Genomic DNA, 13,859 nt, shown 5'->3' with positions numbered 1-13,859 from the left:
GATTCAGGTCCCGGCGATTCGGTCACATCTCGGCCCAATCGCGTCATGCACCGCGACGTGACTGATACGGCGTCCGACGCTGCACGCGGCATTCGAACGGCAGTCAGCCGCTGAATTTTGATTCATGCGGTGCCGGTCGGCGGGGAGTGAGTTGGCGAGATGTGCGACATCTGCGGCGACTGAGTTGCCTGACGCGATGAATTCGTACTTGCCCTATTCACTGTATTCGACGGGAATCTCCTGCGCGCAATAGGTAGTTTCCCCACTTCAGAAAAAAGCAGGTCCGAAATCAGGGACCAAATCCGATTGAAGCGCAGCGGCCTCGGTGTCTCCTGTTTTGACCTTAGCCGACCCCGGCAACTCGCGGTTCGACGCGAACATGTGCCGGGACCGGCAGGAGCCACTCGCATCGCGTCCCCTGAAGTGCCACTTGCTGAACAATCAACATTGCTGACAGCCCACCTTTGATTCGCATCTTTTGAAACCGACGCTGAGTTGATGGAAGTGTTTGATTCAATCTCTCTGACCCTTCGTCCTGTGTTGCGCGCACTGCTGGCGCAGAACAAACAGGCGTGGTGCTTCCTGCCTCTGGACGACGATGTTGTGCAACTCTGCTCCCGGGAGTTTCTTGCGCTGTGGCGGATTCCGGGTGAATTTGAAAGCGGCGAAGTCGCGATTGAACCTGGAGTGGAACTCACTTCAGAGACGTTTCAGTGCGCCGCTGAAAATCTGGGAATTGCGGGATCCTGGCTGACGGACATCGTGACCAGTCGCCATCCCGTCACGATTACGCGAAACGACGGGCTTTCCGTTCGTGCTGTGACGCAGCCGGTGTTTGATGGCGACGGCAGCCCGATCGGCCGCCTGGTGTCGTTTCAGGTCGTCACGAACTCGCGATCGCTGGAATCCATCGTCAACCGTTCACTGCAGGCCCAGGCGAGACTAACCGTCCTGACACCGCGCGAAAATGAGGTGTTGCGGATGTTGTACGACGGCTTCACCAACAAGGCGGTCGCCATCCGAATGAAGATCAGCGACAAGACCGTGGAGAAGCACCGCGCAAAGGTCATGGACAAGCTCGGCGTTCGAAATGTCGTGGAACTGGTCAGGCTCGTGACCGAAGCTGAAATCGCCGACATCAGTTTCTGGTCGGCGGAGTCCGGCCGATAATCTGTTCCCGCGTGTCGACGCCTGTCAGCCGCGTCCACGCCGCCAGCAGCCGGCTGCAGACCGGCCCGGGGCAGTGGCTTCCCAGGGTGTTTCCATTCAGTGTCCGAACCGGCAGCAATCCGGCCGGTGTCGACGACGTAAACGCTTCCGTGGCAGCATGCACGTCCTGCAGGCTGAGCTGTCGTTCTTCGAACGCAATCCCTTCTGAAGCAGCCAGTTCCCTGACGATTCGCCGAGTCATGCTGTTCAGGACATCGGTCACAGGAGTCACGATTTCGTTGTCGATGACCGCATAGAAGCACGAACTACTGGTTTCCGTGATGTGGCCGTCGGAATTTACCAGCAACGCGCGGCTGCCGGGTTCGGCGCGTTCGGCTTCCCTGTCCGCCAGCCACCAATGCAGGCGGTTACGGATCTTCAAGTGAATCGGAAGGACAGAATCAGGAATCTGCATCCTTGCCGGAACGCGCAGTCGCAGTCCGCTGGCTGCCGCATCGCGCCACAGCGACAACGGCAGTTCGAAAGTATGAACACAGACCGTGGGCCTCGGCGCGGCCTTCGCGCCAAGATAAGTGGCGTTTGCTCCGGCCGTCACGAACGCCACGATTCCAAGGTCGGATTGGTCGGGGATCAGACGACGATTGCCGGCGACGATCGTTTCCGCTGCCTGCCGGAGTTCGATTTCGGAATACGGCACCACGAAACCAAGTTCGGCGCAGGAATCCAGCAGCCGCCGGATGTGTTCTGCCAAACGGAACGGCTTGTGCCGGTACGTGCGCGCCATCTCCGTGACGGCGGCTCCCGCAACGAGTCCCAGATCCCAGACCGGCACAGCAGCTTCAGAGTAGGGCAGAATCCGGCCGTTCAGCCATGCTTCGCCGGTCAATGCAGAGCCGCCGGGATCATGCGGGCGAACGTCGTCAGCAGACATGTGTGCGAAATCCGGAGACATTGGAAACGGGTTTGCGGCAGCCTACGATTCTGCCGTGCCGTACACACCTGGACCGAAGGCAGCCGGATTCGGTATCCTGAGCGGTTCGGAATTCGGATTTATACCTTCCCATTCGGGAGACCTCGATGATTAAGCGTTCGTCCATGCTGCTTGCGGGCCTGATACTCCTGGGACAAACGTGCCCCGCCACACGAGCCTTCGAAGACGATGAATCTCACGAACGATACGAACTGATGAAACTGTTCGTGGAGACATTCGAACAGATCGACAACAACTACGTTCAGGATGTCGATCGGCGGCAACTGGTCGAAGCTGCCATCGAGGGAATGGTTCAGCACCTGGATCAGTACTCCAGCTACATCGCCCCGACGGATCTGCAGCGCTTCGATCAGGTCATGGAACAGGAGTTCGGCGGCATCGGGATCAACGTCAGCCAGAGAGGTGACCGGCTGACCGTAATCAGCCCATTGCCTGGAACGCCCGCGTATCGCGCCGGAATTCAGGCAGGCGATGTGATTGTTGAAGTTGAAGGCCAGTCGACGGAGGACTTCACACTGACAGACCTGGTGAAGAAGCTGCAGGGACCCGCTGGCCGGCCTGTGACTCTGAAAGTCGTACACTCCGGCGAGAACTCTCAGCCCGAGGAAATCCGAGTGGTGCGGGAAATCATTCAGGTGCCCACGGTCCTGGGTGATCGTTACAACGACAAGAACCAGTGGGAGTTTCTCTACAGCGAAGATCCCAAAATCGGCTACATCCGGCTGACACATTTCAGCCGCCATACTCCTCAGGAACTCAGGTCCACAATCGAGGATCTTCTGGCGCGGGGCATGGAAGGTCTGGTGCTGGACCTGCGGTCGAATCCCGGCGGCCTGCTGGAAGCTGCGATTGAAATCAGCGACATGTTTCTTGACGAAGGACAGATCGTCAGCGTGAAGGGAAGAAATGTGCCCGAACGCTCGTGGCAGGCAAAGCCGGGAGACACTTTCCCCGACTTTCCGCTTGCCATTCTGGTAAACCGATTCAGTGCGTCCGCCAGCGAAGTGCTGAGTGCCTGCCTGCAGGACAACCATCGGGCCGTTGTCATCGGTGAACGGACCTGGGGCAAGGGCAGCGTGCAGAATGTCATCAAGGTGGAAGAAGGCGATAGCGCGCTGAAACTGACAACCGCTGCGTACCACCGTCCCAATGGCGTCAACATTCATCGAAGCAAAGGTGCCGGTGAAGACGAGGAGTGGGGTGTGAAACCCGACAAGGACTTCCTGATCCCGTTTTCCGACAAGCAGTTCACTGAATACAGCATCGATCGCCGACAGCGGGATATCCTGCGCAACGACGCCACGTCCGAACAGGAAGGCGCCACGTTCGAAGATACACAGCTTGCCGCTGCTCTGAAGTATCTCAGGGAACGCATCGGCTCGCCGAAGGAATCCGGTGCACAGATAAGTGATTCCGAAAGCGGATCGGAAGAGAAGTGACTTCGATCGGGCGGCGGTGACGCGCGACGCGCAGGCGATTCGTCAGCTTCGCAGGCTGTCGCTGACGCAGATTTGCCGTCGCAGCGCTGATGCCGCCGAGTTCCGGCGCGTGCTGCTCAACTCTCAGGCGGAACCCACGCTCAGTCGGGCTGCATCAGTCAGAACAGCGCGTAGATGAACGGAGCTGCTCCTGTGGCGGTCAGCGCGACAATGACTCCCGTCGCCAGCAACACGAGTATGATTGGCGTCAGCCACCACTTCTTTTCTTCCTTCAGGAACAGGAAGAACTCGGCCGCCAGCGACGGTTGTGGTTCTTCCCCGGCAGCTTCGAATTCCGTCTGCCGGTCACGCTTGTGCGAATCAGGTGGAATCTGCGCTGCCATCGGTTTGTCCTTTCAATACTGCCGATAATAACGCCCCGCGTGTTGCATGGCGACTCTCTGCACCCACGCGCTGGGCTTGTCCGAACCCTGCTTTCTGTGCAGCGGATCACGCCGGACCACGCGGAAGCATAGTGCCATCGGAAAAAACAGTCCGAAGAAGATCGTCAGCATGATGAGTTCGCTGAGTACAAGCCCGAAGGGAATCGTCAGCACGCTGATCGCCACGAATGCAGGTTTCAGAATGTTCGGTGCAGTGAATGCCAGCACGGCGAACAGCGCACCAACGGCAGCTGCTGAGAACGTCACGCTGACGCTGTGAAACAACAGCCAGCCTGCCGCCGGCATCGCGATCAGGCTGACGACGCCGAATTGCCGCAATTGTCGCTGAGTCGGGTTTGTATTCAGAGAAATCAGAGACATTGCTGTCAATCAGGTCGGAATCACCGTTTGGATTCACGGCACAACGCCGCGTGCCAAACGATTCATTCAGGGGAAAATTTGTTGGTCTGCAACCGTGGAAAACTTGGTGCGCGTGGCTTTGTTCACCGTCCTTAGTCGAGTTCAAACGATCCGCGGTACCGCTGGCGATCGGCTTCCGTCAACTGGTTCCGTTGTCGGCTTTTGAACAACAAATGCCGGCCGGCCGCAAGGACATCCATGTCGGTCATCATGAACGTCTGCCATGCGTCATCAGGACTGCAGACAATGGGCTCATTCCGCACATTGAAACTCGTGTTAATCAGGACAGGACACGCCGTGCGACGATGAAAAGCCGTCAGCAGCCTGTGCAGCAGCGGGCTGCGTTCCTGATCCACCGTCTGTACACGTGCGGAGAAATCCACGTGAGTGACGGCGGGAATGTCTGAACGGCAGTATTGGAGCTTTTCAATCCCGACGGCCGCTTCACTGGCTTCCTCCGGCGATCTGCGGTGCTGCGCCGCGACCTGCGCGACCAGCAGCATATAGGGGCTGTCAGTTTCAAGCGGCAGGTCGAAATACTCAGTGGCAAATTCCCGCAGGACGACGGGCGCGAACGGGCGGAACGATTCGCGGAACTTGATTTTTCGGTTCATCAGTGACTGCATCCTGCTTTCGCGGGCGTCTGCAATGATGCTTCGACCGCCAAGTGCCCGCGGGCCGAATTCCATGCGTCCCTGAAACCAGCCAACGACACTGCCGGATGACAGCAACTCCGCGACTCGTTCGCACAGCTCATCGTCGGTTCCGCATGTTTCGAAGACCGCATCGTGCCGCCGCAGTGTCGCGCAGACCTGTTCGTCGCTGAATTCCGGTCCCAGCCGGGAGCCCTTCTGAGCATCCGGCAACCCTGGGATTCGCGACTTTTCCAGAAGTTGATGCCAGATGAACATCGCCGCGCCAAGTGCTCCGCCGGCGTCTCCCGATGCCGGTTGAACCCAGATGCGTTTGAAGGGACTCTCTCTGAGAATTCGTCCATTGCCAACGCAGTTCAAAGCGACGCCTCCCGCCAGAACAAGATTCTCAGAACCGCTCGCCTCATGCACGTGATTCGCCATTCGCAGCATGATGTCTTCCGTCACACTCTGTACGGACGCTGCAATGTTCATGTCTCGCTCTGAAATCGGTGTTTCGGGCCTGCGGGGCGGGCCGCCAAAAAGTTCGTGAAACCGGGCCGACGTCATCGTCAGCCCCTGGCAATAGTTGAAATACCGCATGTCCATCCGAAACGAACCATCGTGTTTCAGATCCACGATGTGCTCCAGAATTTTCTCCCGGTAAACAGGCCGGCCATACGGTGCCAGTCCCATCAGTTTGTATTCGCCGCTGTTGACTTTGAATCCCGCGTAGTAGGTGAATGCCGAATACAGTAGTCCGAGCGAATGCGGGAAGCGGAGCTCCTGAAGCAGCTCAATGCGATTGCCGCGACCGATTCCGGTGGTTGACGTTGCCCATTCTCCGACACCATCCATCGTCAGAATCGCGGCTTCGTCAAACGGTGACGGAAAGAAGGCGCTTGCCGCGTGAGATTCGTGATGTTCCGCAAATACGATGGGGCCGGCGTATTCGCCATGAAGTCCCCGACGAATCTCCCTCGGTGTGTAGAGTTTTTGTCGCAGCCACACCGGCATGGCTTTTCGAAAGCTGCGATAACCCGCCGGAGCGTAAGCCAGGTACGTTTCCAGAAGCCGTTCGAACTTCTTCAGTGGCTTGTCGTAGAACCCGACGTAGTCCAGGTCACCGGGCTTCAGGCCTGCTTCCGCCAGACAGTAATCGACCGCAGCGGCGGGAAACCGTTCGTCGTGCTTCCTGCGGCTGAATCGTTCTTCCTGCGCCGCAGCAATGATCTCACCGTCGATCACAATCGCTGCTGCGGAATCGTGGTAGAACGCGGAGATGCCAAGAATTGCTGTCATGCGTGCCGGCTTATCGTCCGCGGATCCTGCGCCAGATCGCCTTCCGTGCACCGATCAGCACTCCGACGATCAGACCACCCACGTGTGCAGTGTTGGCAATTGGTCCGAAGCTGCCGCTCATGCAAAGGAAGAGCCAAAGGAACGCGTAGACGATCGTCTGGTGACTGAGCCCCAGTCCGAGTTCCGGCTGGACTCGACCTTTCATCCAGACATAACCGATCAACCCGAATACGACACCGGACATGCCGCCAAAATGCGGACCTGACACATAGAACTGAGCAACATTCGATATCACAGCGATGGTGACCACCAGCGTCAAGAACCGCCTGGTGCCGCGAACGAATTCCACACAGCTGCCGAGGCTGCGGAGCCACATCATGTTGAACAACAGGTGCAGGACTCCGAAGTGCAGGAAGATTGGTGTGATCGGCCGCCAGAATTCTCCCTTCAGCACATCGTGATAAACATGTCGCGGATAGCCGATATAGGCCCTTCCGTCCGGCCCGACAAATGAAGTCGACGACGTGACGTAGAGCGCTTCCAGCAGCGTTGAATCTTCATTGTTGCACAGTGCCGGCCCGAATCCGCCGAATTGCTGCTGGCGAAAATCAGTACACACGACTGCGACGGCCACGCAGATTCCGATCAGAATGTACGTGGCCGGATAGGCGTGCCACCACGAGCCGCTCCAGCGCCTGGTCAGGTCGATTTCGCGCCGTCTGATCCGACGGCGCTTCTGAACGGCTTCGCGTTCGAGCTCGCGGTTCTTGCCGGCGGCTTCGACGTATCGGGGATCGTCAGGGTTGCCGAGAAACGCCGACAATTCGGCTTCCGCAGCGGTCCGGTCGTCGTCATTGACAATCCACAGGACCCACTGGTCATCTTCGTCATCCAGCCGCGTGTGGATCGACTTCGTGGCCAGGAATCCGGCAAGCCGCTCAGCGTGAACTTTGTTGGAAAAGGAAGTCAGTTCCCGCATGAACCTCGACTTTGAATTGCGGACTTCGGTGAGTGAATCGGTGCTACGAGTGTAGCTCAACCACATCTCCGTCGCTAAGCACGTATTCACGGCCGACGACCTGACCGTCATGGCCGGACAGTCCCCAGACTTTGGCGAACCGAACGCCGGCGGCCAGATCTTCATGAATCCGCAGTGCCAGATCTTCGACGGTACCGCCATCCGGGATGGTCAGCGGATCATTCCGTTCGGGTTGTTCACCAGGCCGTTTCGTAAAAACGCGAATCAGCCCCAGCAGCGCGAACAACTCTGACTTCAACGGCTGTCCCGCCGACGGATTTTCAAAGTCGACGGAAATGTCCGGCAGGTCCAACTCGCGGCATTCGCGCAGCAGTTCAAGCCGCAGTCCCGCGTCCGGGGCGTTCGCATGAGTCACCACAAGCAGCGTCGGCACGGCCACGTCGCCGACGCCATGCTGGTTGAATCCGCCATGCCGTGACATGCATGTCTTGCGATTCCGCAGTTGCTGTACGACATCGACCGTCTGGCTCACAGCGTCGTCGGACGAACCATCGAACAGCAATGCAGCCGCGTCGGAGGTTCGCACCAGGTTCAGCATCGGCGGACTCAGCTGACCGGGCACAATCGGCGGTGTATCGACGAGCTGTACCTGAACGCCGTCGACATCCATCATCGCCGGCATCGGTGTGCGAGTCGTGAAGGGGAAATCGGCAACCTCGGGGTCCGCACCGGTCAGTTCCTTCACAAGACGACTCTTCCCGCAATTCGGTGCTCCCACAATGACGATTCTGCCGGCTCCCTGTCGGGGAATTCGCAACTCCGTGCGCGACCTGGCCGCGTTCGCCTCCACTTCGACGGCGCGCCGCGTGTCACTGATGCGAGCCTTCAGCTCCGCGTGCAGTTTGTCGGTTCCCTTGTGTTTGGGAAGCAGCTGCAGCATTCGCTGAAGACACTGCAACTGTTCGACAGCCGTCTGTGCCTGACGGAGTTCTCGTTCAGCCCTGTGGTATTGCGGCGTCAGGTTCGCGGGCATGAGTGTTGTCAGGATGTCCCGGAGAAAACGGTCGACCGGTTCCATCGGAGAACCGCAGGAAAGCCGTGATCCAAAGTTCGGAACGGTTCGTTCTGCAGATCGTTGAGTGTGCGAAATCTCCATTCCGCCGGCACCGGGAGCAGTTCTCGTGATACATACCCCCGCAATCGAAGTTCGAAACCTGTGGCAGGCGCACGGAGTTCGATGGATCCTGAAAGATCTGTCGTTCAGCGTCCAGCGAGGTGAGATCGCCGTTCTGACCGGCATCAACGGAGTCGGCAAGACAACGCTGTGTTTTCGTTGATCTGGCCGTTGATGCTCACACTGGGAATTCTGTTGCTGCCAGGTGTCTGGCCGCCGCTGAAATTCGGATTCGGATGTGGCCTGGCAACGATTCTGCTGCTGAGAATCGGCCCGAATCCCGCAGTCTGGCTTGCGACCAGCGAATCCCGGCTGCGCCGCCCTTGAATGACGTACGGCGAAATGTCACACGGCAGCCGTCACAGCTCGCGCAGCGAAAAGCCCGGCAGCGCGACTGCTGCCGGGCTCTCGGAATTCATAGTCGATCAATCCAGGGGACAGACGTTTTCCGGATCGATCTTGTGATATCGGGATTATCCCTTCGCGGCTGCGTAGCGTTTGCTGACTTCGTCCCAGTTGACGACGTTCCAGAACGCGGAAATGTAATCAGGCCGGCGGTTTTGGTAGTGCAGGTAATACGCGTGTTCCCAGACGTCCAGACCCAGAATCGGAGTGCGCCCTTCGGAAAGCGGCGTGTCCTGGTTCGGAGTGCTTTCCACAACCAGTTCGCCGCCGCCGTCAACCGACAGCCAGGCCCAGCCGCTGCCGAACCGCGTGGCACCGGCCTTCGCGAATTGTTCCCTGAACGCATCAAAGCTGCCGAACTTCGCGTTGATGGCGTCACCCAGAGCACCGGTCGGAGCACCACCGCCATTGGGCGACATGACCGTCCAGAACAGTGAGTGATTGGCGTGACCGCCGCCGTTGTTTCGCACGGCGGCCTGCTTGTCGGCGGGGACGCTGGAAAGATTCCGCATCAGGTCGTCGATTGGCTGATCCGCCAGAGCGGTCCCTTCCAGAGCTGCGTTGACGTTGTTGATGTAAGCCTGATGATGCTTGCCGTGGTGGATTTCCATCGTCTTTGCATCGATGTGAGGTTCCAGCGCGTCCTTGGCGTAGGGCAGGTCGGGAAGCGTGTAGGCCATGATCCGGATTTCCTGTTTAAGGGGTGTGACGTTTCGTGTGAGGCTGATCCATGTATTCTAGGCATCACCGAATGAGCGACAACCGAGTTATCCGCGAGTGTCGAGCCTCCATTGAAGAGAGAACACAAGTGCAATCGCATCTGGTGCAGATTCAGTGTCAGCGAAATGCCGTCACGAAGAATGACGGCACGTCCTACGCCACGCATCGAGGAAATGTCATGCGGCTGATCGAAGCAACGGCTTCAGAACTGGCCGTGCCGAATGATTCCGCCTGTGAACGAATTGCGCTGCTGGGAGCCGGAAACTGTCTGGACGTGGACCTGCCGCGACTGGCGGAGTTGTTTCGCGGCGTGCATTTGATTGACATCGATGCCGCGGCGATTTCGGACGCAGCGCGTCGCGAATCCGGCGACTGTGCGTCGGTGATTCAGCACGCTCCGGTTGACATCGCGGCACCGCTGATGTCCTTGACCGCGGAGGATTTTCGGACGACTGGTGGCAGCACCGAAGAGGTCGCCGGGTTGCTGCAGCGGTTGTCTTCGGACGAAATCAGGGCTGGCATCCCGCCACGATCATGCGATGCCGCAGCGTCGCTTTGCGTTCTGACACAGCTGATCGGCTCACTTACCGAGATCATCGGTGAGCAACATCCGTTGTTTGCGGCGGCAGTCAAAGCGATTCGTGTCGGACACCTGCGACGGATGCTGAACCTACTGCGGCCGGGAGGGATCGCGATTCTGGTCACGGACATCGTGTCGTCGGATACGGCTCCTCAGTTGGCCCGCACGCAGGACGCGCAACTCGGGCCGCTGATCAGGGAGCTTGTCAATGACCGGAATTTCTTCACCGGAGTCAATCCGGCGGTCGTGCTTAGCGAACTGAACATGCTGGAGCGGCTTCCGCACGGAGCGGACACGGCGCAGGTGTTCGATCCCTGGCAGTGGCAAATGGGGCCGCGAGTGTTCGCGGTCTATGCCATCCGATTTCAGGCGAAGCGGCCGGGCAGCGCTTCTGAAGACCAGGCCCGCTTCGACTTTGCCTGAGCTGTCCCCGGCAACGCTCTTGCGGTGCGACGTGAAAATGCGGTAACAGCAATTCTGAAATCAGCGAATCAGAAACCGCTTCGCGTCGCGCACGATTTTCGGATCGAGGGCTTCCAGTTCCGCCAGGTAGGTCGCTGCTGTTACCGCGTATTCGGGTTTGGTCTCCGCACCTTTTTCGACGTCTTCGCTGCAGTAGAAGAGATATCGCACGATGGCCCGCTTGATCGACGGGATATCGAACTCTTCGTCCGAATACATCGCCATCAGACGTTCCTGGACGCCCCAGTCCTTCCAGCGAGCCAGATCGGCGATGACCAGGTCGGCCAGTTCGGGTCGCTCCAGCAGGTTACGCATGGATTCCTTCAGCCGTTCTTTCGGGACTCTGTCCGGTTCGTACGTCCACATGAACCGCAGTGTCTGCATTGCCGCGTAGGTTTCGCTGAATGGCAGTTTGGCATCTTCGCCGTCTTTGTTCGTGAAGGTTGTGGCCTTCATTTTGGAGTCTTCCAGCACTTTCAGGCCGTCTTCGCCGCGAATGATCAGATATCCCGACATGACACCTTCAATGCCCAGGCGAAAGTCCGAATCGGGCAGCAGGATTTTATGTTCCATCGCTGTCGCATCGCCGTCGTTACCACACAGGCCGAGCAGCAGGCCGTAGAGCCCCAGCCGCGTGACGGCGGTGTCCGGGCTGGTCACCCACTCACGCAGTTTTTCGCGAGGCATTCGCGGGCTCAGCGGCTTGATGACGTCATACGGAGCGGAAGCGAATTCGGCGTAGGCGTCGTTCGACACCAGCAACTCCGGGTGTTCCAGATAGGCCAGGAAGTAGGCCAGTCGATCCGACTGCATTTCCGGAGCGGCGACCGGAGCCGGCATGTTCGCAAGGTATTCCCATGACGAAGGAGTGACCTCGCAGGGAGAATGCCAGTCAACGAAGTCCGTTCCCGGACCCATCAGCGCGTACAGTTTCTCATTCGCGCCGGCCAGGTATTGCGGCAGTTCGATCACATCGCCGGTCTTGAACGCATCATCGCGAGACTTTCCGACCTTGATGACCTCGAATTTTGCAGTCCCGGCGGATTCGTTTGTCGGCTTTTCACCCCCCAGCCACTTTGCCAGCAGCAGATGCCCGGACTGGTCGATCTGTTCGGCCATTGTCAGCGACGGTGCATCGCAGAACGGGCACGGAACACCGACCGGCATGTTGCACAGCACGGCCAGCGTCAGACTGAAAGCGACAATGATTCTGGTTTTCATGGTAGGTCTCCCGCTGATCGCCTGACGAACCGGGCAGTGCCGGCTACTGCAGAATCCGGCCGTCTTCAATGCAATACAGTCGATACAGTGCCGTCTCATCGGCTTCCGGAACAATGCGAAAAACGCCTTCCACGTCGAACGGCTTGCCTTCGATGTAGTCGGTTTCTTCACCTTCTGCCAGACGAATACCAATGATGTCATAAATCTTGGGCTTGCGAACAAAGCAGCAGATGCCATTGTCGCGCGCCATGGTGAATGCCGTCAATCCCGTGGCCTGGTATGTCGGATACATGAATCCGCGAATTCGCACGGGCGTACCGTCCAGATCGTTCAGCCATTCGGGGAAGTGTTCCGCGGCGTCGACCGGCACCGGTTCCATATTCAGGACTTTCAGCAGGTCGATATCGTCGTAGGACAATCGCAAAGCCCCCGCATCACCCTCCGTGCGAAAGTGCTTTTCCGGGATCAGCAGCTTCATTTCACGAGGTTCCGAAACCGCCTGGATGTCTACAGGTTCCGCACCTGCCGGCGCGGTTGCTTTGGCGTAGGCAGCCAGCACGGCGGCTCTCTGTCGGGCGATTTCCTCCATCGCATCGGATCGGTCAGAAACGGAAGACGCCGGTGTCCCGTTTTTCCCTGGGACGTCTGAATCCGTCTGTTCGGGCTCATCTACAAGTTCGGTGACGGCCGCGACCGGCCTTTCGGTTTCCTCGGGTAGTGTCGTGACCGTGACCGATGGTTCCGCAGCCGTTGCTGGTGAGCCTTCCGGAACATGATCGGTTGCGTCGACGTCCGGTCCTTCGTCTGACGCGGCAGCCGGCACCTCGGGAGCAGTTTCCGAATACTGCACGAAGCGGTCAGCACCGCTGTCCTGGCATCCCGCGACAAGCATGACCCCGAACATCAGAGCCCCGAACACCAGAGCCGGTGCCGTTGCTGGCAGTGCGAGCGTTGTGTTCCGCGTCCTCACGAACGTGCTCCTCTTCGGACTGCGGTCAGAATCCGCGGTGTCGTCACTGACGCTCGTCTTCGATACCTGCGGACGCGTCAGACGGATTCCGCAGGCTGAGTCGTTCCATGATGGTCAGTCTGCAGCGGCAGGCAAGCGACACAACGAATAATCGTCACTCAGGATGTGTTCACTACCGGAATCAGGAGACGCGGGCAGCGATCAAAATCGTGTCCGTGCTTCCTCAACCAGTGTCGCGTCGATCGTATAGACCGGCTTTCCTTCGCCGGCCGCGACGTCGGCTTCCAGAACACCGGCTACCGCGACAATTCCCGAATACGCGCGTGTCGTTTCGCCTTCGCCCATCCTGACCAGCATCATATCAAACGGCTTTGGCTGTCCGCCGAAACAGCATTCGCCATTATCCTTCAGAAATACGAATTCCGTCAGCCCGTCGTCCTTTTGAGTCTGATACATGAACCCCTTGATGAAGATCTTTTCGCCGACCAGCGGTGCGACTTCGGGATGCAGTCGTCGCTGGCTGCCGTAATACACGAACTGTTTGTCAGAGATGTCGCGAGGAAAATTCACGCGCTGGTGACCCTCGGGAACCTCCGTCGAATACGCATGGGCCATTTTGGCCGAACCCAGCGTCAGACTCAGCACAGACAGAACCAAACCCACAGCAACGAACTTCATTCCCTTGACAGTTTCCGCCGATGCGCGGATCCGCGCCCAGGCGGCGATCCCGATCACGATCCCGATGACAGCCAGTCCCAGCCCAAAGATCCCAAAGAACCCGGTCAGACTGCCAATCCCCAGTACCAGAGTGATCGGGCCCCAGGGAGATACCGGGACGTAGCTAAAATCGTCAAATTCACCGGACTCAGCCCAGCCTGTGTGACCGGAATCCGCAGTCGGGGACGAATTTGCTGTCGCCGGAAAATCAAGTGTTTGTTGGGACATGGCACTTCTGAGTTCGTGAAGTAACAG

The 13,859-nt window shown here is 58.6% G+C and carries 15 protein-coding genes; 5 read left to right on the top strand and 10 right to left on the bottom strand.

Annotation, left to right across the window (positions count from 1 at the left end):
* Positions 1-537 precede the first annotated feature (537 nt).
* Entirely contained in the window at positions 538-1,170 is a 633-nt protein-coding gene (locus R3C19_09535) for a LuxR C-terminal-related transcriptional regulator (GenBank protein MEZ6060591.1), read from the top strand.
* On the opposite strand, the gene R3C19_09530 is transcribed toward R3C19_09535, so the two are convergent.
* On the bottom strand, positions 1,139-2,101 hold the full coding sequence (locus R3C19_09530; GenBank protein ID MEZ6060590.1) for an aminotransferase class IV: 963 nt from the start codon (positions 2,099-2,101) through the stop codon (positions 1,139-1,141). The two genes, R3C19_09535 and R3C19_09530, sit on opposite strands and share 32 nt — an antisense overlap.
* Positions 2,102-2,247: 146 nt before the next feature.
* Here R3C19_09530 and R3C19_09525 point away from each other — a divergent pair, with 146 nt between their 5' ends.
* Positions 2,248-3,600 carry a S41 family peptidase gene (locus R3C19_09525; protein MEZ6060589.1) on the top strand — a complete coding sequence of 451 codons (1,353 nt, stop codon included), beginning with the start codon at positions 2,248-2,250 and terminating at the stop codon, positions 3,598-3,600.
* Positions 3,601-3,758: 158 nt separating this feature from the next.
* Here R3C19_09525 and R3C19_09520 read toward each other — a convergent pair whose 3' ends face one another.
* The 5 genes from R3C19_09520 to R3C19_09500 form a co-directional block, all read right to left on the bottom strand.
* Positions 3,759-3,983, bottom strand: a complete 225-nt coding sequence (locus tag R3C19_09520; protein ID MEZ6060588.1) for a DUF5989 family protein — start codon at positions 3,981-3,983, stop codon at positions 3,759-3,761.
* Between the two features lie 12 nt (positions 3,984-3,995).
* Positions 3,996-4,403, bottom strand: coding sequence for an SxtJ family membrane protein (locus tag R3C19_09515; protein MEZ6060587.1), 408 nt, complete (start codon positions 4,401-4,403; stop codon positions 3,996-3,998).
* Between the two features lie 131 nt (positions 4,404-4,534).
* Complete coding sequence (locus R3C19_09510) at positions 4,535-6,376, bottom strand: carbamoyltransferase (protein ID MEZ6060586.1); 1,842 nt, start codon at positions 6,374-6,376, stop codon at positions 4,535-4,537.
* A 10-nt stretch (positions 6,377-6,386) separates the two neighbouring features.
* Entirely contained in the window at positions 6,387-7,415 is a 1,029-nt protein-coding gene (locus R3C19_09505; GenBank protein MEZ6060585.1) for a rhomboid family intramembrane serine protease, read from the bottom strand.
* Entirely contained in the window at positions 7,399-8,388 is a 990-nt protein-coding gene (locus R3C19_09500; GenBank protein ID MEZ6060584.1) for a TGS domain-containing protein, read from the bottom strand. The genes R3C19_09505 and R3C19_09500 overlap by 17 nt, the downstream gene beginning before the upstream one ends.
* A gap of 148 nt (positions 8,389-8,536) precedes the next feature.
* Here R3C19_09500 and R3C19_09495 point away from each other — a divergent pair, with 148 nt between their 5' ends.
* Both R3C19_09495 and R3C19_09490 read left to right on the top strand, forming a co-directional pair.
* Positions 8,537-8,692 (top strand): ATP-binding cassette domain-containing protein, encoded by a 156-nt coding sequence (locus R3C19_09495; GenBank protein MEZ6060583.1) that lies wholly within the window; start codon positions 8,537-8,539, stop codon positions 8,690-8,692.
* 11 nt (positions 8,693-8,703) lie between these two features.
* Positions 8,704-8,856 (top strand): hypothetical protein, encoded by a 153-nt coding sequence (locus R3C19_09490; GenBank protein MEZ6060582.1) that lies wholly within the window; start codon positions 8,704-8,706, stop codon positions 8,854-8,856.
* Between the two features lie 146 nt (positions 8,857-9,002).
* Here R3C19_09490 and R3C19_09485 read toward each other — a convergent pair whose 3' ends face one another.
* Positions 9,003-9,614, bottom strand: a complete 612-nt coding sequence (locus R3C19_09485; GenBank protein ID MEZ6060581.1) for a superoxide dismutase — start codon at positions 9,612-9,614, stop codon at positions 9,003-9,005.
* 128 nt (positions 9,615-9,742) lie between these two features.
* Here R3C19_09485 and R3C19_09480 point away from each other — a divergent pair, with 128 nt between their 5' ends.
* Positions 9,743-10,657: a hypothetical protein gene (locus tag R3C19_09480; protein ID MEZ6060580.1), complete on the top strand. Its 915-nt coding sequence runs from the start codon at positions 9,743-9,745 to the stop codon at positions 10,655-10,657.
* Between the two features lie 60 nt (positions 10,658-10,717).
* Here R3C19_09480 and R3C19_09475 read toward each other — a convergent pair whose 3' ends face one another.
* The 3 genes from R3C19_09475 to R3C19_09465 form a co-directional block, all read right to left on the bottom strand.
* Positions 10,718-11,917, bottom strand: coding sequence for a hypothetical protein (locus R3C19_09475; protein MEZ6060579.1), 1,200 nt, complete (start codon positions 11,915-11,917; stop codon positions 10,718-10,720).
* 43 nt (positions 11,918-11,960) lie between these two features.
* A complete protein-coding gene (locus R3C19_09470) occupies positions 11,961-12,887 on the bottom strand; it encodes a hypothetical protein (protein MEZ6060578.1) in 927 nt (308 codons plus the stop codon).
* Positions 12,888-13,088: 201 nt separating this feature from the next.
* Positions 13,089-13,832: a hypothetical protein gene (locus R3C19_09465; GenBank protein MEZ6060577.1), complete on the bottom strand. Its 744-nt coding sequence runs from the start codon at positions 13,830-13,832 to the stop codon at positions 13,089-13,091.
* Positions 13,833-13,859: the final 27 nt, after the last annotated feature.

The organism is Planctomycetaceae bacterium (genome assembly GCA_041398785.1).
Lineage (GTDB): Bacteria > Planctomycetota > Planctomycetia > Planctomycetales > Planctomycetaceae > JAWKUA01.
Note: the sequence above shows the minus strand (reverse complement) of the source record. Positions and strands in the feature narration are given on the sequence as shown.